16 protein-coding genes, 1 tRNA gene and 1 pseudogene are annotated in these 23,142 nt (G+C 56.2%); 15 read left to right on the forward strand and 3 right to left on the reverse strand.

The genetic code is table 11. The features are described 5' to 3' along the window. Positions 1 to 44: 44 nt before the first annotated feature. Together BISA_RS00735 and BISA_RS00740 are read left to right on the forward strand one after the other, a co-directional pair. Positions 45 to 1,241 carry a pyridoxal phosphate-dependent aminotransferase gene (locus BISA_RS00735; RefSeq protein WP_051917269.1) on the forward strand — a complete coding sequence of 399 codons (1,197 nt, stop codon included), beginning with the start codon at positions 45 to 47 and terminating at the stop codon, positions 1,239 to 1,241. 96 nt (positions 1,242 to 1,337) lie between these two features. Continuing rightward, positions 1,338 to 2,498 (forward strand): glycosyltransferase, encoded by a 1,161-nt coding sequence (locus BISA_RS00740; protein ID WP_033889606.1) that lies wholly within the window; start codon positions 1,338 to 1,340, stop codon positions 2,496 to 2,498. 153 nt (positions 2,499 to 2,651) lie between these two features. Here the strand turns inward: BISA_RS00740 and BISA_RS00745 are convergent, their stop codons facing one another. Both BISA_RS00745 and BISA_RS00750 read right to left on the reverse strand, forming a co-directional pair. Then, a complete protein-coding gene (locus BISA_RS00745) occupies positions 2,652 to 3,677 on the reverse strand; it encodes a threonine aldolase family protein (protein ID WP_033889607.1) in 1,026 nt (341 codons plus the stop codon). Positions 3,678 to 3,783: 106 nt separating this feature from the next. Continuing rightward, positions 3,784 to 3,859, reverse strand: a tRNA-His gene (locus BISA_RS00750). 353 nt (positions 3,860 to 4,212) lie between these two features. Between BISA_RS00750 and BISA_RS12740 the strand changes: the two are divergent. The 6 genes and pseudogenes from BISA_RS12740 (at position 4,213) to BISA_RS00780 (ending at position 11,644) form a co-directional block, all read left to right on the forward strand. Next, positions 4,213 to 5,272: pseudogene (locus BISA_RS12740) on the forward strand (bile acid:sodium symporter family protein). Between the two features lie 723 nt (positions 5,273 to 5,995). After that, complete coding sequence (gene rpsL / locus BISA_RS00760) at positions 5,996 to 6,367, forward strand: 30S ribosomal protein S12 (RefSeq protein WP_003813881.1); 372 nt, start codon at positions 5,996 to 5,998, stop codon at positions 6,365 to 6,367. A gap of 5 nt (positions 6,368 to 6,372) precedes the next feature. Beyond that, complete coding sequence (gene rpsG / locus BISA_RS00765; RefSeq protein WP_003828652.1) at positions 6,373 to 6,843, forward strand: 30S ribosomal protein S7; 471 nt, start codon at positions 6,373 to 6,375, stop codon at positions 6,841 to 6,843. 26 nt (positions 6,844 to 6,869) lie between these two features. Next, the gene (fusA, locus tag BISA_RS00770) at positions 6,870 to 8,993 is read left to right on the forward strand and encodes an elongation factor G (RefSeq protein WP_033889608.1); all 2,124 of its coding nucleotides are present in this window, start codon (positions 6,870 to 6,872) and stop codon (positions 8,991 to 8,993) included. A gap of 174 nt (positions 8,994 to 9,167) precedes the next feature. After that, positions 9,168 to 10,367: an elongation factor Tu gene (gene tuf / locus BISA_RS00775; protein ID WP_033889609.1), complete on the forward strand. Its 1,200-nt coding sequence runs from the start codon at positions 9,168 to 9,170 to the stop codon at positions 10,365 to 10,367. A gap of 233 nt (positions 10,368 to 10,600) precedes the next feature. Next, positions 10,601 to 11,644: a zinc-dependent alcohol dehydrogenase family protein gene (locus BISA_RS00780; RefSeq protein WP_033889610.1), complete on the forward strand. Its 1,044-nt coding sequence runs from the start codon at positions 10,601 to 10,603 to the stop codon at positions 11,642 to 11,644. 177 nt (positions 11,645 to 11,821) lie between these two features. Here the strand turns inward: BISA_RS00780 and BISA_RS00785 are convergent, their stop codons facing one another. Next, positions 11,822 to 12,910, reverse strand: a complete 1,089-nt coding sequence (locus tag BISA_RS00785; protein WP_051917244.1) for a DUF6591 domain-containing protein — start codon at positions 12,908 to 12,910, stop codon at positions 11,822 to 11,824. 172 nt (positions 12,911 to 13,082) lie between these two features. On the opposite strand from BISA_RS00785, the gene BISA_RS00790 reads away from it, so the two are divergent. The 7 genes from BISA_RS00790 to BISA_RS00820 all read left to right on the forward strand — a co-directional run bounded on the left by BISA_RS00790 (position 13,083) and on the right by BISA_RS00820 (position 23,039). Beyond that, a complete protein-coding gene (locus BISA_RS00790; RefSeq protein ID WP_033889777.1) occupies positions 13,083 to 13,532 on the forward strand; it encodes a helix-turn-helix domain-containing protein in 450 nt (149 codons plus the stop codon). Positions 13,533 to 13,610: 78 nt separating this feature from the next. Then, entirely contained in the window at positions 13,611 to 15,266 is a 1,656-nt protein-coding gene (locus tag BISA_RS00795; protein ID WP_033889778.1) for a serine/threonine protein kinase, read from the forward strand. A gap of 75 nt (positions 15,267 to 15,341) precedes the next feature. Continuing rightward, a complete protein-coding gene (locus BISA_RS00800) occupies positions 15,342 to 16,352 on the forward strand; it encodes a LacI family DNA-binding transcriptional regulator (protein WP_033889612.1) in 1,011 nt (336 codons plus the stop codon). 270 nt (positions 16,353 to 16,622) lie between these two features. Beyond that, positions 16,623 to 17,579 carry a nucleoside hydrolase gene (locus BISA_RS00805; protein ID WP_033889613.1) on the forward strand — a complete coding sequence of 319 codons (957 nt, stop codon included), beginning with the start codon at positions 16,623 to 16,625 and terminating at the stop codon, positions 17,577 to 17,579. Positions 17,580 to 17,612: 33 nt separating this feature from the next. Further along, positions 17,613 to 19,031: an MFS transporter gene (locus tag BISA_RS00810; protein ID WP_033889614.1), complete on the forward strand. Its 1,419-nt coding sequence runs from the start codon at positions 17,613 to 17,615 to the stop codon at positions 19,029 to 19,031. A 160-nt stretch (positions 19,032 to 19,191) separates the two neighbouring features. Continuing rightward, positions 19,192 to 20,196 carry a ribokinase gene (locus BISA_RS00815; protein WP_051917246.1) on the forward strand — a complete coding sequence of 335 codons (1,005 nt, stop codon included), beginning with the start codon at positions 19,192 to 19,194 and terminating at the stop codon, positions 20,194 to 20,196. Positions 20,197 to 20,384: 188 nt separating this feature from the next. Continuing rightward, positions 20,385 to 23,039 carry an excinuclease ABC subunit UvrA gene (locus BISA_RS00820; RefSeq protein ID WP_033889615.1) on the forward strand — a complete coding sequence of 885 codons (2,655 nt, stop codon included), beginning with the start codon at positions 20,385 to 20,387 and terminating at the stop codon, positions 23,037 to 23,039. Positions 23,040 to 23,142 lie beyond the last annotated feature (103 nt).

Genomic DNA, 23,142 nt, shown 5'->3' on the forward strand with positions numbered 1-23,142 from the left:
TGCGCTTGGAAGCTTCGCAAGTGGATGAACGAGGGGGATTGGACATGCCGGTGCAATACGAGGCACTGATTTCCAAACGAGCGGCCAATCTGCCGGGTAATCCCTTCGCCGAGGCAGATGCGAGAGTTGCGGCCGCTATCGCTCAAGGTCATGACGTTATTGACTTAAGCAAAGGCAATCCAGACGGGCAGCCTCCCGTGTTTGTTCAAGATGCACTTGCTGCCGCGGCGCATGACCCATCTGAATTCCGCTACCCTCCGTTTGATGGTTTGCCTCAGTATCTTGACGCTATCGCAGGCTGGTATGAGCGTGAGCATGGAGTCAATGTTGATTCTGCCGCCAACCTGCTCGCCACCTCCGGTTCATCAGTAGGCATTGCCACGGTGATTCAGGCGCTGATTGACCCAGGGGACACGGTGGTGGCGGTGGACCCATACTATCCGCAGTATGAAGGTTCCACAGCGGTTGCGGGCGGTCGATTCGAAACGATCCCAGCCAGTGAGTCACATGGTTTTCTGCCTGATTTGGAAGCAGTGGATTCGGCACTGTGGACGCGGGCCAAACTACTGATTTTGAATTACCCCAACAATCCGACTGGTGCCGACGCAACCCCTGAACTGTATGCAACTGCTGTGCGGCTGGCTCAGCAGTACGGGTTTATTGTGCTTAATGATTTTGCGTATGCAGGGCTTGAATTTGGCGGTGCGCGCTCGCTGAGTGTGTTGGAAACTCCGGGTGCTCTTGACGTGGCTTTGGAGTTGGGCTCACTTTCCAAAATGTATATGGTGGCTGGCTGGCGCGGTGGGTTCGTCGCCGGTAATGCTGATGTGCTGGCTGCGGTCAAGGCCGTGCACCGGCAGACTGCTGTGCTTGCCTCCAGTGTGATTCAGCATGCAGGAGCCTTGGCATTGAACTCCGACCAGTCCACGGTAGCGGAGCTGGCAGCGCAGTATCAGCATCGTTTCGAAGTAGTGCGCGATGGTCTCAGCGGTAGTGGTCTGGAAGTCAGCCAATCGCATGGTGGATTATTTGCGTGGGCGCGTGTGCCGGATGATGCCGGCGATTCGGATGCGTTTGTTGACTGGCTGCTTAAGAATGCCGGTGTGGCTCTGATTCCGGGTTCCTGCTTCGGCACAGTGGGCGATTATTGGGTTCGTATCAGTTTGCTAAGGCATACTGCTGAGCTGTATCAGGCTGTTTCGCGAATTCGTCGCGCATTGGAAACTTTGACTAAAAATTAGGCAATGCGCCTTGCAGCACACTATTTTTCGAATGTGTGCTAGCGTTTGCTCCCGCCACATGCCGGGCGATGTATGGACGTGGCTTAAGATGAGGCAATGCGTGAAAACGGGAGTGAAGAGAGCATTGACCGACCGCTGACTATCGCTTTGGTGGTGGATACGGTAGGAAATCAGGGCAACGGTACATCGAATTCCGCACTGCAGTGGGCCGCTGAACTTGAACGTCAGGGCCATCATGTGCGATTGGTGGGAGTCGGTGCTCCCGAATATCCCGCACGAGTGAACAAAGTGCCGCTAGTGTCTTGGGTGGCTTCCAAGCAGCTGATGCAGTTTGCGCAGCCGAGCGATACCTTGTTCCGTACTGCTTTCCAAGGCGTGGATGTGGTGCACATTTATATGCCGTTCAAATTCGGCAGGCATGCCGCTAAAGTCGCTCGCCAAATGGGTATTCCGGTGACTGCCGGGTTCCATTTGCAGCCTGAAAACGTGTTGTATTCCGCAGGTCCGTTGCGCCATATTCCAGGGGTTTCGAGCTTCTTGTACTGGCTGTTTAAGCATTGGCTGTACAGGCGCATTGACCATATTCATGTGCCTACTGAAATGACCGCCAGCTTGCTGCGTGCGCATGGGTACAAGGCCAAGCTGCATGTGATTTCTAATGGATACTCGCCAGCTTATAAGCCGTTGAAGTCGGTTGATCCTGCAGCTCCTACTCCAGTGCCATTCCGCATTATCGCCTCCGGCCGACTGGCTCGCGAAAAGGATCAGATCACGCTGATTAAAGCAATTTCCATGTCTCGCCATGCTGCGGATATTCAACTGGTGATTGCCGGAACTGGGCCGTTGCGCCGGTACCTGTCATTCCGTGCTGGGCGACGCTTGGCGCGTAAGGCAGATATTGGTTTCCATAAGCATGCCGAAATGCCGGAATTGCTGCGGTCAGGTGATTTGTTCGTGCACTGTTCGATTGCGGATATTGAATCCGTAAGCGTTATCGAAGCGATGGCCTGTGGCCTTGTGCCGGTGATTGCCGCTTCCGAATTGTCTGCGGCAAGCCAGTTTGCGTTGCTGGATGAGTCGCTGTTCCCCGTGCGTGATGCCGCTTTACTGGCGCGTCGCATCGACTGGTGGATTTCACATCAGCAAGAGCGCGCCGAGTGGAGCGCCAAATACGCTGAGAATACCAAAGCTCATTATTCTGTGGAGGCCTCGGTCCACAAGTTCGTGGACATGGAACGTGAGGCTATCAGGGAATAGCCTCACGTGATTGAGTGCTCAATGACCGTGGCGGTTGTAATGCACTGTATGCCGGACACGCTCCGGGCCGCTCAGGCCAAGTCTTTACGGTCCGGCACATAGTGCATTACAACCGCTACTCCGTTAGTGTCAATGTGTTATTGGTGCGCCTGTTTACAGCAGCTCGATAAGCTGATTGACCTCTTCTTCGGTGGTGGACCAGCTGGTGCAGATGCGCATCACGGTGTGGGTATCATCGGCCTTTTCGGTGAATCCAAGCTTCACATGCTGTGCCAAACGGTCGATGGTCGGCTGATCGAGAGTCACGAAAATCTGGTTAGTCGGGGCCTCGAAGGTGAGCTGGTAACCCTTGGCTTTCAATGCTTCACGGATACGGTCGGCGGCAACATTGGCATTGCGGGCGATGTTGAGGTAGAGGTTGTCGGTGAACAGTGCATCGAACTGTGCGCCCAGCACGAATCCCTTGGCCAGCAATGCGCCATGCTGCTTGATTTGCGTGAGGAAATGCTTCGGTGTGTTGTTCTTGGTGAACACCACGGCCTCACCGAACAGCGCACCAACCTTGGTGCCGCCGATGTAAAACACATCAGCAATGCGGGCCAGATCGGGCAGGGTCAGATTGCTGCCGGTGGCAGTCAGCGCATAGCCAAGGCGCGCTCCGTCCACAAACAGCGGCATGTCATACCGATGTGCGACTTTGGCTAGTGCCTCCAGCTCGGCTTTGCTATACATAGTGCCGTATTCGGTGCTTTGTGATACGTACACGCAGCCGGGGAAAACCATGTGCTCGTAATTGCCGTCCGCATAGAAGGTCTTGCAGAACTCATCAAGCTCATTCGCATCCATCTTGCCGTTGTGATGGGGGAGCGTGAGTACTTTGTGCCCGCTGAATTCAATAGCGCCGGCTTCATGCACGTTCGGATGGCCGGAAGTCACGGTGACTACGCCTGCGTAGACGGGAGTGATGGTGTCAATCACCACTTGATTGGTTTGCGTGCCACCAACCAGGAACCAAACGTCGGCGTCTGGGCAGTCGCAGGCTTCGCGAATCTTTGCCTTGGCCTGAGCAGTCAGTTCATCTGAGCCATAGCCGGAATACAGGTGTTCATTAGCCCGTACCACGGCATTGAGCACAGACGGGTGAGCGGCGCGGGAATAATCATTCTCAAAAGACAGCATTGCGAATCTTTCTTTTTGTGGCTCGTAAAGCAATAGCCTCGAGTCTACAACGCTGGTTTGTATGGCGCAGAAAACGAAAAACCCCTCCGACTTATCGGAGGGGTACTGGGGTGGCCAACGCGGCTCGAACGCGCGACCTTCTGAACCACAATCAGATGCTCTACCAACTGAGCTATGGCCACCATCGATGCACAATCACACAGTGCTTTTGCGCAACAGATGGATACTATACACGAGTTTCTCGTGCTGTGCGCATCGGCGTGTCGTGATGGGTGCTGTTGTTCGAAAAGCTCATTGTTGCAGCGATTTTTCACTGTTTGTTGCCTTTTCCGATGCGGATGAGTGCAGCCATGCCGCAGAGCGGGGATATGGGCTACCTCGACGTGAAAGGAAAGTTTGCGATGTTTCATGCGTGATACATCCGCATTGTTCAGGCAAATGTGACTACGCCCACAATGTGAACACTGTGTTTCGCCTACGTCTTTGCTGGCCTACTTTCGTACCTTGACATTTCCAAACGAGAGAGAGAAACACTATGGAAAAGGTTAAAGCGTTCGCCGATTGGCTGACCAAGTGGTTCACGGTCATCGTGATCGTGTGGGCCGTGTTTAACTACTTCGTGCCGCAGGCCAGCCTGTGGGGTAAGGCATACACCGGCTACATGCTGGGCATCGTGCTCTTCGGCATGGGCCTGACCCTGTCTCTGGATGACTTCAAGCGCATCCTCACCCAGCCGCTGATGGTTATCGTCGGCACCATCGCCCACTTCGTCATCATGCCGCTTATCGCTGTGCTGCTGTGCTGGATCTTCCGTCTCGATGGTGCTCTGGCCGTCGGCGTGATCCTCGTCGGCTGCTGCCCGTCCGGTACCTCCTCCAATGTGATGAGCTACCTGTCCCGTGGTGACGTGCTCTGGACGTTTCCATCGGCATCCTCTCCACCTGTGCGCTCCGTTCATGATCCCGCTGCTCATGCAGTGGCTGGCTTCCCAGTACGTCACTGTGCCGGTTGAGTCCCTGTTCCTCAACGCCGTCAAGGTGGTGCTCTTCCCGATCGCCCTGGGTGTGATCTGCCACATGATCTTTGGTAAGAAGATTGAAAAGGTCACTGTGGCTCTGCCTATCGTCTCTCAGGTCGCCATCCTCCTGATCATCGGCGTTGTGGTTGCCGCCAACGGCCCGAAGCTGTTCGTCGCTTCCTCCCTCATGGCTATCCCGGTGGTCATTCTGCACAACCTTTCCGGTTACGCTCTGGGCTTCGGCTTCTCCAAGCTGATGTACAAGATCTATCCGAAGGGCTTCCGTTACGCTCAGCAGAAGGCCATCACCTTCGAGGTTGGCATGCAGGACTCCGCTCTGGGCGCAACCCTGGCTCTGGCTTCCTTCGCTTCCAACCCAATCGCCGCTGTGCCGTCCACCTTCTTCTCCGTGTGGCACAACATCTCCGGTTCCATCCTTTCCAGCTGGTGGCGTAACCACGACGACAAGCACGAGATTCACTGGGATTCCGATAACGGTGAAAAGGGCTCCGCAAAGGGCGCTGACTCTGTGCATGCCTTCGATGCCGACAAGGCTGCTGCCAAGGTCGAGGCCTGATTCAGCATTGGTCTGAAACGGTAAAGCTGCACGCTTCAGACTGATTGATCTCTGAACCGCTCCTGCTTACTCCCGATTGATGTATCGGGCGTTTTGCAGGAGCGGTTTTGCTATACTGGGAACCGCGGAAAACATTGAAAAGAAACGGCGAGGATGCCGGTTCCGCAAGCGGTTTCCATAACAGAACAACCAACAGGCAACAGTAGTTAATTAGGTGATAGCTAGTTAAGTAATGGTGTTTCCCTCCTTGGCGGTGCCCCCGAGTGACATGGACTCCTCGGGGGCATCTGCTGTTTGGGGGAATTGTGGGGAAAGTTCATAATCCACACGGAGCTGGATGGTTGGGGTAACCGTTGTGAGACCGTAGGCTTGGCCGAACGGCCTTGAGTGTGTCGAACAACGGATACCTCAACCATCCAGTGGTCAATTGCGGATTGATCCGGCGCGTCGTTGTCTGGCCAATCCGTAATATAGATATTCGTGTGTGCCAACGGCATGCCTTATGTAACAGGTGTGCGCGCTGGGATATCCTTCAAGTCGATGATCGCACGCAGCAATGCGAACGCGGGAGGCGGGGAGGCCATCGGGCCGGTGGACTGGGCTAACTTTTGACTATTCGTCAGACGCGGATTTAATACGCGTGAGAGCGATTCAGTGAAAAGTGTGGGCGCAGTGCGGCGGTCACACGAAAGTAAGAGAAACCACTGAATCGGAGAATTCAAGTTGCCTACTATTGAACAGCTCGTCCGTAAGGGACGTCAGGCAAAGCCGAAGAAGTCCAAGACTTTGGCACTGAAGGGAAGCCCGCTGCGTCGTGGCGTGTGCACCCGTGTCTACACCACCACCCCGAAGAAGCCGAACTCGGCTCTGCGTAAGGTTGCCCGTGTGCGCCTGTCCTCCGGCATCGAAGTCACCGCCTACATTCCGGGCGAAGGCCACAACCTGCAGGAGCACTCCATCGTGCTCGTGCGCGGCGGCCGTGTGAAGGATCTGCCGGGTGTGCGTTACCACATCGTGCGTGGTGCACTCGATACCCAGGGCGTCAAGGACCGTAAGCAGGGTCGTTCCCTGTATGGAGCAAAGAAGGCGAAGTAAGAGATATGTCACGTAAGGGACCTTCCAAGAAGCACGTCGTGCTGCCCGATCCGATCTACGGTTCCACCGTGGTGGCGCAGCTCATCAACAAGATTCTGCTTGACGGCAAGAAGTCGATCGCCGAGGACATCGTGTACTCCGCTCTCGACATGGTCAAGGAGAAGTCCGACCAGGAGCCGGTCGCTGTTCTGAAGCGCGCCCTGGACAACATCCGTCCGTCCCTCGAGGTTCGCTCCCGCCGTGTCGGTGGCGCTACCTACCAGGTGCCGGTCGAGGTCAAGCCGAACCGCGCTAACACCCTGTCTCTGCGCTGGCTGACCGACTTCTCCCGCGCTCGTCGTGAGAAGACTATGGCCGAGCGTCTCGCCAACGAGATTCTGGACGCTTCCAACGGCCTCGGTGCTTCTGTCAAGCGCCGCGAGGATACTCATAAGATGGCAGAGGCCAACAAGGCCTTCGCTCATTACCGCTGGTAATTAATCCAGGAGAATAAGGAATAACGATGGCTCAAGAGATTTCGGACCTTCACGACGTCCGCAATATCGGCATCATGGCTCACATCGATGCCGGTAAGACCACCACTACCGAGCGAATTCTGTTCTACACCGGTAAGAGCTACAAGATCGGTGAGGTTCACGATGGCGCAGCCACCATGGACTTCATGGCTCAGGAGCAGGAACGCGGCATCACCATTCAGTCTGCTGCTACCACCTGCTTCTGGAACCGTCAGACTCACGACACCAAGGACAAGTTCCAGATCAACATCATCGATACCCCTGGCCACGTGGACTTCACGGCCGAGGTGGAGCGCTCCCTGCGCGTGCTCGATGGTGCCGTTGCCGTGTTCGACGGCAAGGAAGGTGTGGAGCCGCAGTCTGAGACCGTGTGGCGTCAGGCTGATAAGTACAGCGTTCCGCGTATCTGCTTCGTCAACAAGATGGATAAGCTGGGCGCCAACTTCTACTACTCCGTCGACACCATCAAGGAGAAGCTGGGTGCTAACCCGATCGTTATGCAGCTGCCGATCGGCGCTGAGAACGACTTCGCCGGTGTTGTCGACCTGGTTGAAATGAAGGCCTACGTCTGGAACGGTACCGAGGGCCTCGGCGCTAAGTACGACACCACTGAGATCCCGGAGGACCTCAAGGACAAGGCTGAGGAATACCACGAGAAGCTTGTTGAGGCCGCTGCTGAGGCTAACGACGAGCTGATGGACAAGTTCTTCGAGGAAGGTGACCTCTCCAAGGAAGAGGTCCGCGCTGGTATTCGTCAGCTGACGATTGCCAAGAAGGCCTTCCCGGTCTTCTGCGGCTCCGCCTTCAAGGACAAGGGTGTTCAGCCGATGCTGGACGCCGTTGTTGATTACCTGCCGTCTCCTGAAGACGTGCCGGCTATCAAGGGCTATAAGCCGGGCGATGAGTCCGTCGAGATCGATCGTCACCCGACGAAGTCCGATCCGTTCTCCGCACTGGTCTTCAAGATTTCCACCCACCCGTTCTACGGCAAGCTCGTGTTCGTGCGCGTCTACTCCGGTTCCGTCAAGCCTGGCGACACCGTGCTGGACTCCACCCGCGAGAAGAAGGAACGTATCGGCAAGATCTTCCAGATGCACGCCGATAAGGAGAACCCGATGGATGTGGCCGATGCCGGCAACATCTACACCTTCGTGGGCCTGAAGAACGTCACCACCGGTGACACCCTGTGCGCCATCGACGAGCCGATCACCCTCGACTCCATGACCTTCCCGGATCCGGTGATCCAGGTTGCCGTTGAGCCGAAGACCAAGGCCGATCAGGAGAAGATGGGCATCGCTCTGGCCAAGCTGGCTGAAGAGGATCCGACCTTCCAGGTCACCACCGACGAAGAGTCCGGCCAGACCCTGATCGCAGGTATGGGCGAGCTCCAGCTCGACATCATCGTTGACCGTATGCGTCGTGAGTTCAAGGTCGAGTGCAACCAGGGCAAGCCGCAGGTTGCCTACCGCGAGACCATCCGCAAGGCCGTCATGGACCAGGGTTACACCCACAAGAAGCAGACCGGTGGTTCCGGCCAGTTCGCAAAGGTCCTGATGAACTTCGAGCCGCTCGACACCACCGAAGGCAAGACCTTCGAGTTCGAGAACGCCGTCACCGGTGGCCACATTTCCCAGGAGTTCATCCCGTCCATCGAGGCTGGCGTCAAGGAAGCTATGGAATCCGGTATTCTCGCCGGCTTCCCGGTTGTGGGCGTCAAGGCTACCGTCACCGACGGCCAGATGCACCCGGTCGATTCCTCCGAAATGGCCTTCAAGCTCGCAGGCTCCATGTGCTTCAAGGAGGCTGCTCCGAAGGCTAAGCCGGTCATCCTCGAACCTATCATGAAGGTCGAGGTCCGTACTCCGGAAGAGTACATGGGCGAAGTCATCGGCGATCTGAACCAGCGTCGTGGCAACATCCAGTCCATGACCGACGCCATCGGCGTCAAGGTCATCGACGCCAAGGTCCCGCTGTCCGAGATGTTCGGCTACATCGGCGATCTGCGCTCCAAGACCCAGGGCCGCGCCATGTTCACCATGGAGATGGACTCCTACGATGAGGTCCCGAAGAGCGTCGCTGAAGAGATCATCAAGGCTCAGCGCGGCGAGTGACACGCGCCACTAACTGAAGTTCGCTAGTGTCTCCAGTCAGCGGTAATATCGTGTACCGCTGACTGGGTTCTGGCTCTTCAAAGTGGCACATAACCCAGAAACCCAGTAGAATAGAGCGAGTGCCTACGCGAAAGGGCGTAGGAAACTCACGAGACGTCCAGGAGGACAAGAGTAATGGCAAAGGAAAAGTACGAGCGTACTAAGCCGCACGTTAACATTGGTACCATCGGCCACGTCGATCACGGTAAGACTACCCTGACTGCCGCCATCTCCAAGGTGCTGCACGAGGAGTTCCCGGATGTCAACCCGGAGTACGACTTCAACCAGATCGATTCCGCTCCGGAAGAGGCCGCCCGCGGTATCACCATCAACATCGCCCACATCGAGTACCAGACCGCTAAGCGTCACTACGCTCACGTCGACTGCCCGGGCCACGCCGACTTCGTGAAGAACATGATCACCGGTGCTGCCCAGATGGATGGCGCTATCCTCGTTGTGGCCGCCACCGACGGCCCGATGGCTCAGACTCGCGAGCACGTTCTGCTCGCTCGTCAGGTGGGCGTTCCGAAGATTCTCGTCGCTCTGAACAAGTGCGATATGGTCGAGGACGAAGAGCTCATCGAGCTCGTTGAGGAAGAGGTCCGTGACCTTCTCGACGAGAACGGCTTCGATCGCGACTGCCCGATCATCCGCGTCTCCGCTTACGGCGCTCTGCATGATGACGCTCCGGACCACGAGAAGTGGGTTGAGCAGGTCAAGAAGCTCATGGACGCTGTCGACGAGTACATTCCGACCCCGGTTCACGACCTGGACAAGCCGTTCCTGATGCCTATCGAGGACGTCTTCACCATCTCCGGCCGTGGTACCGTTGTCACCGGTCGTGTCGAGCGTGGCCAGCTGGCCGTCAACACCCCGGTCGAGATCGTCGGTATTCGTCCGACCCAGCAGACCACCGTCACCTCCATCGAGACCTTCCACAAGACCATGGACGCCTGCGAGGCTGGCGACAACACCGGTCTGCTGCTGCGTGGTCTCGGCCGTGACGATGTCGAGCGTGGCCAGGTTGTGGCCAAGCCGGGCTCCGTCACCCCGCACACCAAGTTCGAGGGCGAAGTCTACGTGCTGACCAAGGACGAGGGCGGCCGTCACTCGCCGTTCTTCTCCAACTACCGTCCGCAGTTCTACTTCCGCACCACCGACGTCACCGGCGTCATCGAGCTGCCGGAAGGCGTCGAGATGGTTCAGCCGGGCGACCACGCTACCTTCACCGTTGAGCTGATTCAGCCCATCGCAATGGAGGAAGGCCTGACCTTCGCAGTGCGCGAAGGTGGCCACACCGTTGGCTCCGGTCGTGTGACCAAGATCCTCGCCTGATTCACTGAATCACGCAAGAATCTACGTTTGAACTAGCGTTATAGGAAATCCCCTTCGAGGAAACTCGGAGGGGATTTCTTGTATGTGACGCATGCTTACACCTGTATCAAATTTGTATGAATTAGCAGTGGGACATAAGTCTTAGGCATAGCTGTGCATGGTCAATGGGTATTGGATATTGCTATCGAATAGTTGTTCAATAGGAGTCAATATCAATAATCAAAGGAGCAACAATGAGCGAGACCATGAAAGCTGCCATCTTTGTCAAGCCTGGACAGATGGCTGTGGAAGAGGTGCCGAAGGCACGCCTTGAACAGGATGATGATGCGGTTGTGCGTGTTGTGCGTGCTTGTGTGTGCGGTTCCGATCTGTGGTATTTCCGTGGGTTGAGCCCGCACCCCGAACACGCGCAGATTGGTCATGAGTCGATTGGCGTGGTCGAGGAAGTGGGTTCGGCAGTCACGTCTGTGAAGTCCGGTGATTTTGTGGTACTGCCTTTCCCGTACAGCTGCGGCAAGTGCCCGGTGTGCAAGGCCGGTTTCGAATCCGTATGCCCGCACGGTGGCTACTTCGGTGCCAGCCAGGCCGAATATGTGCGCGTACCGGAAGCCGATGGCACCGTGGTTAAGGTGCCCGGTTCTCCTGAGGATTACGATGATGCCACGCTCGCTTCGCTGCTGACCATCGCTGACGTGATGTCCACTGGCTACCACGCAGCAGTTTCCGCCGAAGTCAAGCCCGGCGACACCGCCGTGGTAATGGGTGATGGTGCGGTTGGCCTGTGCGGCGTGCTGTCCGCGCACATGCTCGGTGCCAAGCGCATTATCGCGATGAGCCGTCACGAAGATCGTGCCGCGGTCGCCCGTGAGTTCGGTGCCACGGATATTGTGGCTGAACGCGATCAGGCCGCCATTGACAAGGTGTTGGAGATGACCGGCGGCTATGGCGCAGATGCCGTGCTCGAATGTGTGGGTTCCAAGCAGTCCTTCGACACCGCCATCGGTCTCATTCGCCGCGGTGGCGTGATCGGCCGTGTTGGTCTGCCGCATGATGTCGAAATCAGCGCCGAGGGCACGTTCTACGGCAACATCGGTATCAAGGGTGGCCCGGCTCCCGTGCGTCATTACGATCTGCAGTCCGGCCTGCTGGACACCGTGGTGAAGGGCGAAATCAACCCCGGTCGCGTGTTCACCGCCGAGTTCGACCTCGACCATATTCAGGAAGCTTATGAGGCAATGGATCAGCGCAAGGTCATCAAGTCCCTGATTCGCTTCTGAATTACCGCAGCGAATGGTTCTCATTAACGACTGTGCGGGGATTGCACACGCACTTGAACATCCTCACGTTGCTTCCATCGTTGGGATTACGAGGAAGGTATGACTGTGATGTTCGTTTGATGGTGTGTCAATCCCCGCACGTTTGCTATTGAGAATGATTCGCTGCGGTATCGGTCGCTACTGCAGTGTACCGAGCTTCTGATTAACTCGGGTTTGCACTTCGATGTAGTACTGCAGTTCTTCGTCGGTCAGCGAACCATCGTCCACGGCATCGAACTTTTGCACCATGTCGCTGTACTGCTTGGTCCACTTGGCGTAGTCGGCAAGCATGGAAACCGGATGACCTTCGGAGTTGTACTTGTTCATGAAGTCCACGTAGTCGTTCATGGTTTTCTCGTAGCTATCCATTGCGGCCTTGAAATCACTTTCGGATGGGCTGGAAGACGCATTGGAGTCGGTGTTCGCAGAATCATCAGAGGCAGTGGAATCATCGGTAGAGGAGTCCGAGGAACCTGAAGAGTCCTCTGGTGGATAGATGGAAATATCCATCACATTCGTGTTGTATTCATTCACCGATGCATGCACACTGTAGCCAGCTGCATTCTTAGCTGTAAATGCCTCGTCGGACTTGGAATAGTCGGCGGTGAAACCCTTGTCCTGCAATGCCTTTATATAAGCCGTATATGCAGTGGAATCCGTATCGCATACGGAGATGGAGAATAGGCTGGAGCTTTCGCTTTCGATCTTACCGGTGGTGGATTGCGGTTGCGGCAGCTGTGCGACCAGGTCAGAGGACGGCCAGCTATACGCTTTGCACGTCACCTTCATGGATTCCTTGAACGCGGCATCATCAGCTGCGCTCTTGGCGCCGGCGCGCACAATGCCAACGCCGCCGATAATCAGCGCCACTACGGTAATACCAACTGCCACCCAAGCGAGTACACGGCCTTGAACTTTGCCATCCTTACGCGTCACATACAAGGAGAAGCCGGAAAGCAATACTGGCAAAACCGCAAGGACCACCAGTGTGCTCCAAGAGTTTATGCCGATGAAAGTGCTCAGCAGGAACACTGCGTCCACAATGATGGCGAAAACCGCAAGTTTCGAAGTCTTCTTATGCGGTTTCGGTTGCTGAATGGCGGGACCATTCGTTGGAATTCCTGTAGGGTTAGCAGGTCCGTTTGGATACACAATTGGCGTAGTGGGTTGGCTGGGCTGCCCGTTCGGCTGCTGTGCCGGAGCCGGCTGATTGAATTGATTGGTCATAGTATCTTCTCTCCTTTCCAATCAAAAGCCACTAATCTCGCGGAAATTATTGCGTAGAACCAAACAGCATTCCTCAGCTGGCTGCTGAATTACTCAGTTGCCAACTGAATTTCAAGGAATTTGTTTGATGGCTGACTCTGCTCGCCTGCAATACAGCGGTATAAAGGAAGGCATGAGAACGAACGGTACTTCAGGCGAGAAAATCCTTACCGAAGAACTACTGGACCGGTTACTTGCCAGCAACAGCATCGAGGCATATCTGGATGAGGAGAAAATTAAGGACCGCGAGCTGGTTGATTATCTGCAGTTTCTGTTGGCTCGGCATGGTTTGAAACGTGCTGACGTGGCTCGTGCATTCGGTCTGAACGCCACAGTGGTGTATGACATTTTCGCCGGTAAGAGCAGGCCGGGGCGCGATCATGCGATTATGCTGGCGTTCGGGTTGCAGTGCGACGTGAGAGAAACCCAGCGTGTACTGCGTTTTGCCGGTGTCTCTGAGCTGTGGTGCCGGCAGCGGCGCGATGCCATTATCTTATGGTGTGTGCAGCAGGGCTTCGACCGGGCGTCTACGGATGATGAACTGCATCGATTTGGCGAACCGACGTTGCTGAGCGTGGATTAGCATAGAGAAAATATGGAGCATGCAATGTTTGCAATGCTCCAGAAACTGAGCGATTGCGGCACTGGGGGAGGGCACGTCATGGATGATATGCAAACGATGCATGCCATGATGCTGGACGATGCCTACCATGTTGAGCAAGTGTTGGCGAACGGACAGTATGGCATTACCGAGCTGGTTACGCTCGATGGCACCGGCCCGTTTGTTCGTAAAAAGATTCCTCTGCAATTCGCACGCAGACGCTTATGGTCAACGATTGCTGAATGCCGTTCGCCACGCTTGCCGCAGATTGAAGCCACATATGAGCTGCCTGACTGGTTTGTGGTGATTTACGATTATGTGCAAGGTGTCACGCTCGAACAGTACATGGCCGAGCGCGGACGTTTATCTGCTGATGCGGCGATTCGCATTGTTGCACAATTGTGCGAAGCGGTAGACGAATTGCATCGGTGCGGTATTGTGCACCGCGACATCACCCCGGCGAATATCATCATGGCTGCTGACGGCGTGCATCTTATCGATTTTGGCATTGCGTGCGAACACAGTGGCGCTGATGGAGCCAACGGTATGCCGCGCTCGCATGATACGACCACGCTGGGTACTTGGGGTTTTGCGGCTCCGGAGCAGTATGGTTTTGCGGCCACTGATGCGCGTAGCGATGTGTACGCCATCGGATGTGTATTGGGATTTTTGGTTACCGGTGTGCAGCCTTCAGATAAGAATCACTATGAGCGGCTGCTTGCGGATGCTGATGTGGTTGATTCGCGCATTCGCTTCATTGTGCAGCAGGCATGTGCGTTTGAGCCAAGTGCTCGACCGCAGGATGCGGCAGCCTTGCGTCGATTGCTGTATTCCGCGAATGCTGGGTCGGCAGGCGCGTACGGCAGTGGGGAAGCGCCTGATGCAGCGCATAGTGGTACGGTGCGGCGTTTGCGCAGACGATGGGTGATGTGGATTGCTGCGGTGCTGGTAATGGTGCTGATTGTGGCCGGCGGCATTACCGGATATGCGCTGTTGCGTGGGAATCTTGGCGGTGGGCTTGCGCAATCGAGCTCCGATACGCAAACTTCAACCGGTAAGGTTCCTGATAAGAACGGTGGCGATTCCTCGCCGGATTCATCGTCAGCTGGCAGTAACGATGGGAAGGAAGCGTTGCAGAATAACCCTCTTGAACTGACCGAATCTGGATGGTCGGCACCAAACGGGTATGTGGAATATGCGCTTGCGCTGCATAATACGGATGTTACGTATGCTGTACAGTTCCCTCAGGTCACGGTTACCGGTAAAAGTGCCGATGGATCGGTGATGTTTTCGCATACACAGGTGTTCGCTATCGTGTATGCCTCAGAGACTGCGTATTTCGCAGGGCAGGCCGGGGACGGTGAGAAACCGGCGAGTGTGGAATTCACGGTGGAGAAGCCATCAGCGGATGATTTGTTGGATACCGGTGGCGCGGAGTCGTTCACTGTTCGGGGAGTCAAAGCGCGCAAGATCGATTTGGGCGGTACGACCTTCAGCGGGGAAGTGGTGTGCGAGCGTGATGATGACAATGGCAAAGGCTTATATGCGGACGACATCAGTGTGACGCTTGTCTTGCGTGATAAACAGGGACAGATCGTATATGGGCGCAATACCAATGTGATCAAGCCCGCACAGGGCAGTGCCAAGGCGTTTTCTATCGAGACGTACGATTTGCCGGCATATGCGTCATACGATGTGTATGCGCATGTGTACTAGGATATTCCGGTACGGTATTGATGTATCGTTACATCAGGAGTGTGCTCTACTGATATTGAGGTAGGGGAGGGCCTTATGGCATTCGTGACCATTCGAGATATTGCGCAGGAAGCCGGCGTTTCCGTTACGGCGGTTTCGCAGATTCTGCATGATAAAGGCCGTTTCTCTCAGCAGACGCGCGAACTGGTGCGTCAGACCGCCGAACGATTGGGGTATGTGCCCGACCAGCGTGCTCGTGCGATGCGTTCGGCCGCCACGCAAACCGTAGGACTTCTGGTACCGGACCTACGCAACCCGTATTTCGCCGACATGGTTTCCTCGATGGAGGAGGAGCTGTATAGACGAGGTTTTACCACGTTGATTGGTTCCTATGGTGAACGGGTGGATAGGCAGGATGCGTTCTTGCGCAGTCTGCTCGGCCAGCGTATCGATGGGGCCATCGTAGTGCCGCAAGGTGGGCTTTCCCAAGGATTGCAACTGTTGATTGAGCGTAAGTTGCCGTTGGTGTTTGTGGATCGTCTGGTGCCGGGAGCGGAGAATGTTCCGTTTGTGGTTTCCGATCCCAAACCTGGTTTGGAGGAGGCTCTGGAACGACTGGCCGGGCTGGGGCACAGGGCAATTGGATTTGTTTCGCATTCCGCATTGGGGTCGTTCAGCGTAAACGAACGTGCGAAGGCGTTTTCCGCTGCCATTCGAGAGCGGATTCCTGGCGGGACCGGCGTGGTGGTTGACTGTAATTCAACGGTCGAGTCGAGATCTTCTGCTCTGGAGCGTTTGAACAATGCGGGGGTTACGGCCATTATCTGTGCGTATTCTCCGGATGCCATCACCATGTTGGGGCTGCTTCAGGAACGTGGCATTGCCATCGGCGATGCGGTGTCGCTGATTTCGTTCGATGACATCGAGGCATTTCGTTTGATGGTTCCGCAAGTATCCGTGATCTCTCAGCAGGCCGATGCGATGGGCCGGCTTGGCGTTGAGATGCTGATACGGCGTATCGCTTCGGGAACTGAAGTGGCTGCGCATACGCACTATGTGCCCACGGTATTGCATATGCGCGGATCATGCGGTGTCGCAGTCGTATGATGTTGGGCCTCTATGGATTTCCTGATTGACGCACCGGCTAGCAAGAATGACGGCTGGGGCAGCCTATATGTGTATAGGCTGAGTGCTGTCGTGCTGATATGCAACACGCTGAAAAGGGCAATGGTTATTTGACAATATTGATTTAACGTTTTATCTTTGATGTTGTCAGATGATAAAACGTTAAATCAAAGCTTTCGGGCTAGACCACAACGCCCATCATCACCGGTCGCGGAAGACCGGTTTAACGCCATCAATGAAGAAAGGCACTCAATGAAGAAGCTCATTCTCGATCTCGATACCGGTGTAGATGACGCGCTTGCCATCTCCTATGCACTGGGCAGCCCGGAGGTCGAACTCATCGGCATCACTGGTACGTACGGCAATGTGCTGCTCGATCAAGGTGTACGCAATGCACTGGCTATCACCGATCTGCTGGGTCATCCGGAAGTCAAGGTGTATAAGGGCTTGCCGCATTCCAGCACTACCGATTCCTTTGAAGTGCTCGACATTTCCGCTTTCATCCACGGCAAGAACGGCATTGGAGAAGTCGAAATCCCGGATTCTCCGCGTCAGCCGGAAACCGAATCCGCGGTCGACTTCATCATCGATGCAGTAAAGACCTACGGTAAGGATTTGATCTACGTACCCACCGGTCCAATGACCAACATTGCCGCAGCTCTAAAGAAAGTTCCCGAAATCAAGGATGAAATCGGCAATATCGTGCTCATGGGTGGCGCACTGACCGTACCGGGCAACTGCAACGCTTGCATGGAAGCCAACATTTCCCAAGATCCGGAAGCCGCGAACGAACTGTTCCATTCAGGTGCTCCTGTCACTATGGTCGGCCTCGACGTAACGCTGCGCACGCTGCTGACCTATAAGGAAACCCAGCAGTGGCGTGATCTCGGTACCAAGGCCGGCAACTTCCTCGCGGATATGACCGACTTCTATATCAAAGCCTATGAGACCACGTCGCCACACCTCGGTGGCTGCGGTCTGCATGATCCGCTCGCTGTGGCGGTGGCCATCGACCCAAGTCTTGTCACCCTGCTGCCACTCAATATGAAGGTCGATCTGGAAGTCCCGACCCGCGGCCGTACCATCGGAGACGAAACCCGCTTGAGCGAACCGGCTGACACCACCAAGGCCGCCGTGCAGGTTGATGTGCCGCGCTTCCTCAACGAATTCATGACCCGCATCACTAACCTCGCCAAGGCCGCCGAGTAATACCACCATCGCATATATATAAGGACTTCAATCATGTCGAATACCGCAACTGTGCCTGCAAACGCATCCGCTGATCCGTGGGCCGATCCGGAAACCAGCAGCAGCATGGCCGTCAAGGCCCTGATTCCGCTGCTCATCACCTTCATTCTCGGCACCCTGTGTCTGCAGGGCTTCAACTTGGTCTTCACCCAAGTCGGTGCAGACGTCGGCGCACCAGCGCAGGCCTCGCTGATCACTGCCATCCCCGGCATCGTGCTCGGCATCGTCTGCTTCATCTACGGCTCCCTTGGTGATTTCGTCTCCCTGAAGAAGCTCGTGGTCGTTGGTCTGATCACCCTGTTCATTGGCTCGATTTTCGGCTTCGTGGCCAACTTCTTCTTTGCCGCGAACCTGTGGACCGTAATCATCGCCCGCGTCCTGCAGACCGCAGGCGAGCAGGTGGCCGGTTCCGCGTTCCTCGTGGTGGCCAGCAAGTACCTGAAGCCATCGCTCAAGGTGATTTTCTTCGGCCTGTTCACTGCCGGCTACCAGCTGTCCGCATCCATTGGCGTATTCGCTGCCGGCATCCTGAGCTCCATCGCATGGCAATACCTGTTCCTCATTCCTTCCGTCACCATCGTCTTCCTGCCGCTGCTGCTCAAGAACCTGCCGGACAAGCAGGGCAATGGCGAGAAAGTCGATTGGCTCGGCTTCACCATCTTCGGCGTGGCCACCGCATTCCTCACCCTGTTCTTCTCCTACATGGCATGGTGGATGCTCGCCGTGGCCATCGCACTGTTCGTGGTCTTCGCCGTGTACATCACCAAGGCTGCCAAGCCGTTCGTGACTCCGGAATTCTTCAAGAACAAGCGTTGGCTGTGCGCCATCAGCCTGATTCTGGTGTTCTACTTCACCAACTACTTCATCTCCCCGATGTTCAACGCCATCGGCACCAACATCTACGGTATGACCACCACGCAGGTCTCCCTGCACATCGTGTTCGCCTTCCTCGTGGCCGCTGCATTCGGCATCTGCTCGGGCGGCATCGTAGGCAAAATCGGCATCCAGCGTGCCCTGCCCATTGCCGGCACACTGATGGCGGTCGGTTTCATCGCCTCCGGTCTGGCTGTCAACTCCGGATTCGTGGTGCTCACCCTGTGCGCATGCTTCTTCTACGCAGGCTGCGGCCTCATGTACTCGCCGGTCGTTACCACCGTGCTTGGTACGCTGTCCGCTGACGAGTCCGGCCGCGGCGTGGGCATGAACGATCTGGCCATGAACGTCAGCCCCTCCATCGGCATCGCACTGTTCTCCAGCCTCATGGGTTCGCAAGCATTCTCCGGATTCAGCGTGATTGGAGCCTCCGGTGCGGCCGCCAGCTACTCCAACATCCTGATTCTCGCCGGCTGCGCGCCGATCCTCGGTCTGATTGTGTTCTTCGCCTTCCGCAAGAAGATCTACACCGATAAGTAAGCAATACTTCCGATCAACCATCGGACGGCTGTGATACTACGGCCGAATATAGTAGCCATATCAAGGCCGTTGGGCCGGTCTTATATCCGGTTCAACGGCCGTTCTCATGCGAAAATCACTCAGTTTCCCAATCAATTCACCTCACGAAAAGGCAACTCTCATGTCTGATTCTGTTTCTTCTTTCTTCTCTTCCACTACCTCTTCCAATAATGATGTGCTTGCCTTGCTCGACCATATTCACGGTTCGGTCAGCGTGGTTGGCTCAATGAACGCTGACTACACCGTTGCCGCACAACGTCTTCCCGGCCCGGGAGAGACGGTTGCAGGCGGACCATTGCAGATCTTGCCTGGCGGCAAGTCCGGCAATCAAGCTGCTGCAGCAGCGCGTATAGGTGCCAATGTGCGCATATTTGGCGCGGTCGGCTCGGATAGCAACGCTGATTTTCTGCTGGGAGCCTTAGACGATGCTGGCGTAGACACTGCCAATGTGCGTCGCGTGGCTGGACCGAGCGGCACCACCGTCATTATGGTGGACGCGGCAGGGGAGAACGCCATCGTGTATTCACCGGGTTCCAATGCACAAGTCACAGCGGACTATATTGAAGCCTCACGCGAGGCATTGACCGGCGCCAGTGTGCTCGGACTGTGTTTGGAAAGTCCGATGGAAGCTGTGACTGCGGCGGCACGCATGTGTCATGAGGCCGGAGTCAAGGTACTGCTCAATAATTCACCGTTCACGCCGGTTTTGCCAGCTGAGCTCATCGAAGCTGCTGATGTGCTGTTGGTTAACGAACATGAAATGGTGCAATTGCTAGGGATTGCAGAGCCTGAGAATGATGATTGGTCAACGTTTGACTGGGAGACCGCACGGCAGCGCATGCACGAATACGGGTTCAAGCAGGCGATAGTCACTTTAGGCGGTGATGGATCGATGGTACTGGATTCCGCATGCACGCGTATTGCGCCGGTGAAGGTGGATGCTGTGGATACCACCGGGTGCGGCGACTCATTCATGGGTACTGTGCTGGCGGGGCTTGCCTCTGGTTTTGCGCTGCGCGAGGCGGCCAGCCTGGCATCATATGTGTCCGCCTATGCGGCCACCGGTTACGGTGCCCAAGCATCCTATGGCACGGCGGCGCAGATCAGGGAGCGTTTTTCCTTCTGAGTAACCGCGCAGCGAATCATTCTCATTAACAACCGTGCAGGGATTACGCACACAATCGAACAAAAGCGCATTGCTACCATCGTTGGAATCGCAGGGAAAATGCGGTTACGATGTTCGTTTGAGAGTGCGTCAATCCCCGCACGGTTGTTAATGAGAACCATTCGCTGCGGGGGAGGGAGGGGAGCTTCATGACACAAGGGCAGCAGCAGAAGCCAACTACAATAGAAGTGCGCGGCGCCCGCGTGCATAACCTTAAAAACATCAACGTCGATGTGCCGTTGGGCGAGCTGGTTGGCATCGCCGGCGTCTCCGGTTCAGGCAAAAGCTCCCTGGCATTAGGCGTGCTCTACGCGGAAGGCTCCCGGCGATATCTCGAAGCCCTCTCCACATACACGCGTCGCCGTTTGACCCAGGCCTCCCGCGCGCAAGTCGACGAAGTGTTGCATGTGCCGGCTGCGCTTGCCCTGCATCAGCGGCCGGCAGTTCCCGGCATTCGCTCAACGTTCGGCACAATGACCGAACTGCTCAATAGCTTGCGATTGCTGTTCTCCCGCTGCGCATCACATGTCTGTCCATATTGCGGCGCGCGCCAAAAACCCACGCTGAATGTGGCAGCTGAACTGCCGATGATCTGTATTAGTTGCGGCAAGGAATTCCAAGCTCCGGGCGCAGAATCATTGGCATTCAATTCAGCTGGCGCATGCCCTACCTGCTCAGGCACCGGCATTGTGCGCGAAGTGAACCGTGCGGCCTTGGTGCCAGATGAGTCAAAAAGCATCGATGACGGTGCGGTGTTGCCGTGGGGTTCCCTGATGTGGGATCTGATGAAGCAGGTGTGCGGTGCGATGGGCGTGCGCACCAATGTGCCGTTCAAAGAATTGACACCTGAAGAGCGCGATATCGTCTTCAATGGTCCGGCAGTCAAAAAGCATATTCTGTACCGGCCAAAGAAAGGTGACGATTTCGCTGAACTGGACTTCACCTACTACAACGCGGTCTACACGGTGGAAAACGCGCTCGCCAAAGCCAAGGATGAGCAGGGTTTGAAGCGTGTGGCGAGGTTTCTGGAAGAAAAGCCATGCCATGACTGTGGTGGTACGAGGCTGAGCTCGGCGGCCCGAGGGCCTGAAATTCGTGGTATTAATCTGGCGCAAGCCACGGCTATGACCTTGGATGATGCGGTGGCTTGGATGCACGGTGTGCCGGAATCATTGCCGGTTGACATGCGCCCGATGGCCACCAATATTTGTGAGTCTTTCCTCGATGTGGCGAAGCGGCTGCTCGAGCTCGGGCTTGGGTATCTTGCACTGGATCGTGCCGGTTCCACTTTGTCCACCGGCGAACGCCAGCGCGTGCAGTTGGCGCGTGCCGTGCGCAACCGCACCACCGGCGTGCTGTATGTGCTGGACGAGCCGTCCATCGGGCTACATCCCTCGAATGTAGACGGTCTGCTTGGCGTGATGCATGATCTGGTGGCGGACGGCAATTCCGTGGTCGTGGTCGACCATGATGTGCGCGTGCTCAAAGCCGCGGACCATCTCATCGAAATGGGGCCGGTCGCCGGTGCCGGCGGTGGCTATGTGATTGCACAGGGTGCGGTTAGTGAGGTGGCGCATAATGCGAACAGCCGTATTGCGCCTTTCTTGAGCGAAGACGGGCAGCAACGGATTCGCGCGCGAGTTGCTGTCCACGATGATTCTTCCGAAACGATGCCGCAGCCAAGCCGACCTGAAGCAGCATCAACGGAATCAAGCATGTTCGCCAACGGACGTATTCACATGGAGACCGGTTCGCTGCATACGGTCAAGCCATTGACCGTGGATATTCCGCGCGGCCGATTAGTGGCCGTCACCGGTGTTTCCGGTTCTGGGAAAACCACGATGGTGCTGGAGTCGCTGATTCCAGCGCTGAAAGCCGCGGCCGCCGGTGAATCATTGCCGAAGCATGTGCATGCGTTGCAGGCGGACGGTATAACACGCGCCAATCTCATCGACGCCACGCCCATCGGCGCGAATGTGCGTTCCACTGTGGCCACGTATGCTGGCATCCATGATGAGCTGCGCCGAGCATTCGCACGTTGCGAGGAAGCCAAAGCGGCTGGTTATAAGGCCGGCGACTTTTCCTATAACACCGGCCGGTTGCGCTGCCCAACCTGCGATGGTACCGGTTCGATTTCGCTCGATGTGCAGTTTCTGCCGGATGTGACCATTGCCTGCCCAGACTGCCAGGGCTCGCGTTATGCGCCGGAAGCCAGCACCATTCATCGGCAGGTGAAAGCTGCGAAATCCTCAACCGGTCGAAAGACTGCGAAGAATGTGGCAGACGAAAGCGGTAACGCTGTTACCTCGGATGTTTTCGAGGTGTCGCGCTTGCTAACACTGCCGCAACTGATGTCCATGAGCGTGGACGAGGCGCTGGCCGTGACCGCTGATATGCGAAAAGTGCATGCACGCCTTATCACCTTGCATGATTTGGGGCTTGGCTATCTGACTCTTGGCGAACCCACGCCATCCCTTTCCGGCGGCGAGGCGCAGCGATTGAAGCTCGCCAGTGAGATGGGTCGTGCGCAATCCGACGCGGTGTTTGTTTTCGACGAGCCGACCATCGGCCTTCATCCCCTCGATGTGCAGGTGTTGCTCGGTGTATTCGACCGGTTGATGGCAAGCGGTGCCACGGTAGTGGTCATCGAACATGACTTGGATGTCATCGCTAATGCCGACTGGGTGATTGATCTGGGACCGGGCGGTGGAGAAGCGGGCGGACGCATCATAGCCACTGGTACGCCGGAACAGATTGCATCTGATCCCGTGAGTATCACCGGCAGGTATCTCAGCGTGCGCTGAGCCGCGGAAGTGCTGCGATCACAGTACTTTTTGCGCGAAAAGTGCGTTGCTGATACAGCATATGCCTCGTATGGCGGGCGAATAAGAGAGCTTAGGTGCGGCA

The sequence above is a fragment of the Bifidobacterium saguini DSM 23967 genome (assembly GCF_000741715.1).
In the GTDB taxonomy this organism is placed as follows: Bacteria; Actinomycetota; Actinomycetes; order Actinomycetales; family Bifidobacteriaceae; genus Bifidobacterium; species Bifidobacterium saguini.

Coding starts and splice junctions, on each gene's coding strand:
- BISA_RS00735 (WP_051917269.1), top strand. CDS start 45: ATGCCGGTGCAATACGAGGCACTGATTTCCAAACGAGCGGCCAATCTG.
- BISA_RS00740 (WP_033889606.1), top strand. CDS start 1,338: ATGCGTGAAAACGGGAGTGAAGAGAGCATTGACCGACCGCTGACTATC.
- BISA_RS00745 (WP_033889607.1), bottom strand. CDS start 3,677: ATGCTGTCTTTTGAGAATGATTATTCCCGCGCCGCTCACCCGTCTGTG.
- rpsG (WP_003828652.1), top strand. CDS start 6,373: ATGTCACGTAAGGGACCTTCCAAGAAGCACGTCGTGCTGCCCGATCCG.
- fusA (WP_033889608.1), top strand. CDS start 6,870: ATGGCTCAAGAGATTTCGGACCTTCACGACGTCCGCAATATCGGCATC.
- tuf (WP_033889609.1), top strand. CDS start 9,168: ATGGCAAAGGAAAAGTACGAGCGTACTAAGCCGCACGTTAACATTGGT.
- BISA_RS00780 (WP_033889610.1), top strand. CDS start 10,601: ATGAGCGAGACCATGAAAGCTGCCATCTTTGTCAAGCCTGGACAGATG.
- BISA_RS00785 (WP_051917244.1), bottom strand. CDS start 12,910: ATGACCAATCAATTCAATCAGCCGGCTCCGGCACAGCAGCCGAACGGG.
- BISA_RS00790 (WP_033889777.1), top strand. CDS start 13,083: ATGAGAACGAACGGTACTTCAGGCGAGAAAATCCTTACCGAAGAACTA.
- BISA_RS00795 (WP_033889778.1), top strand. CDS start 13,611: ATGGATGATATGCAAACGATGCATGCCATGATGCTGGACGATGCCTAC.
- BISA_RS00800 (WP_033889612.1), top strand. CDS start 15,342: ATGGCATTCGTGACCATTCGAGATATTGCGCAGGAAGCCGGCGTTTCC.
- BISA_RS00805 (WP_033889613.1), top strand. CDS start 16,623: ATGAAGAAGCTCATTCTCGATCTCGATACCGGTGTAGATGACGCGCTT.
- BISA_RS00810 (WP_033889614.1), top strand. CDS start 17,613: ATGTCGAATACCGCAACTGTGCCTGCAAACGCATCCGCTGATCCGTGG.
- BISA_RS00815 (WP_051917246.1), top strand. CDS start 19,192: ATGTCTGATTCTGTTTCTTCTTTCTTCTCTTCCACTACCTCTTCCAAT.
- BISA_RS00820 (WP_033889615.1), top strand. CDS start 20,385: ATGACACAAGGGCAGCAGCAGAAGCCAACTACAATAGAAGTGCGCGGC.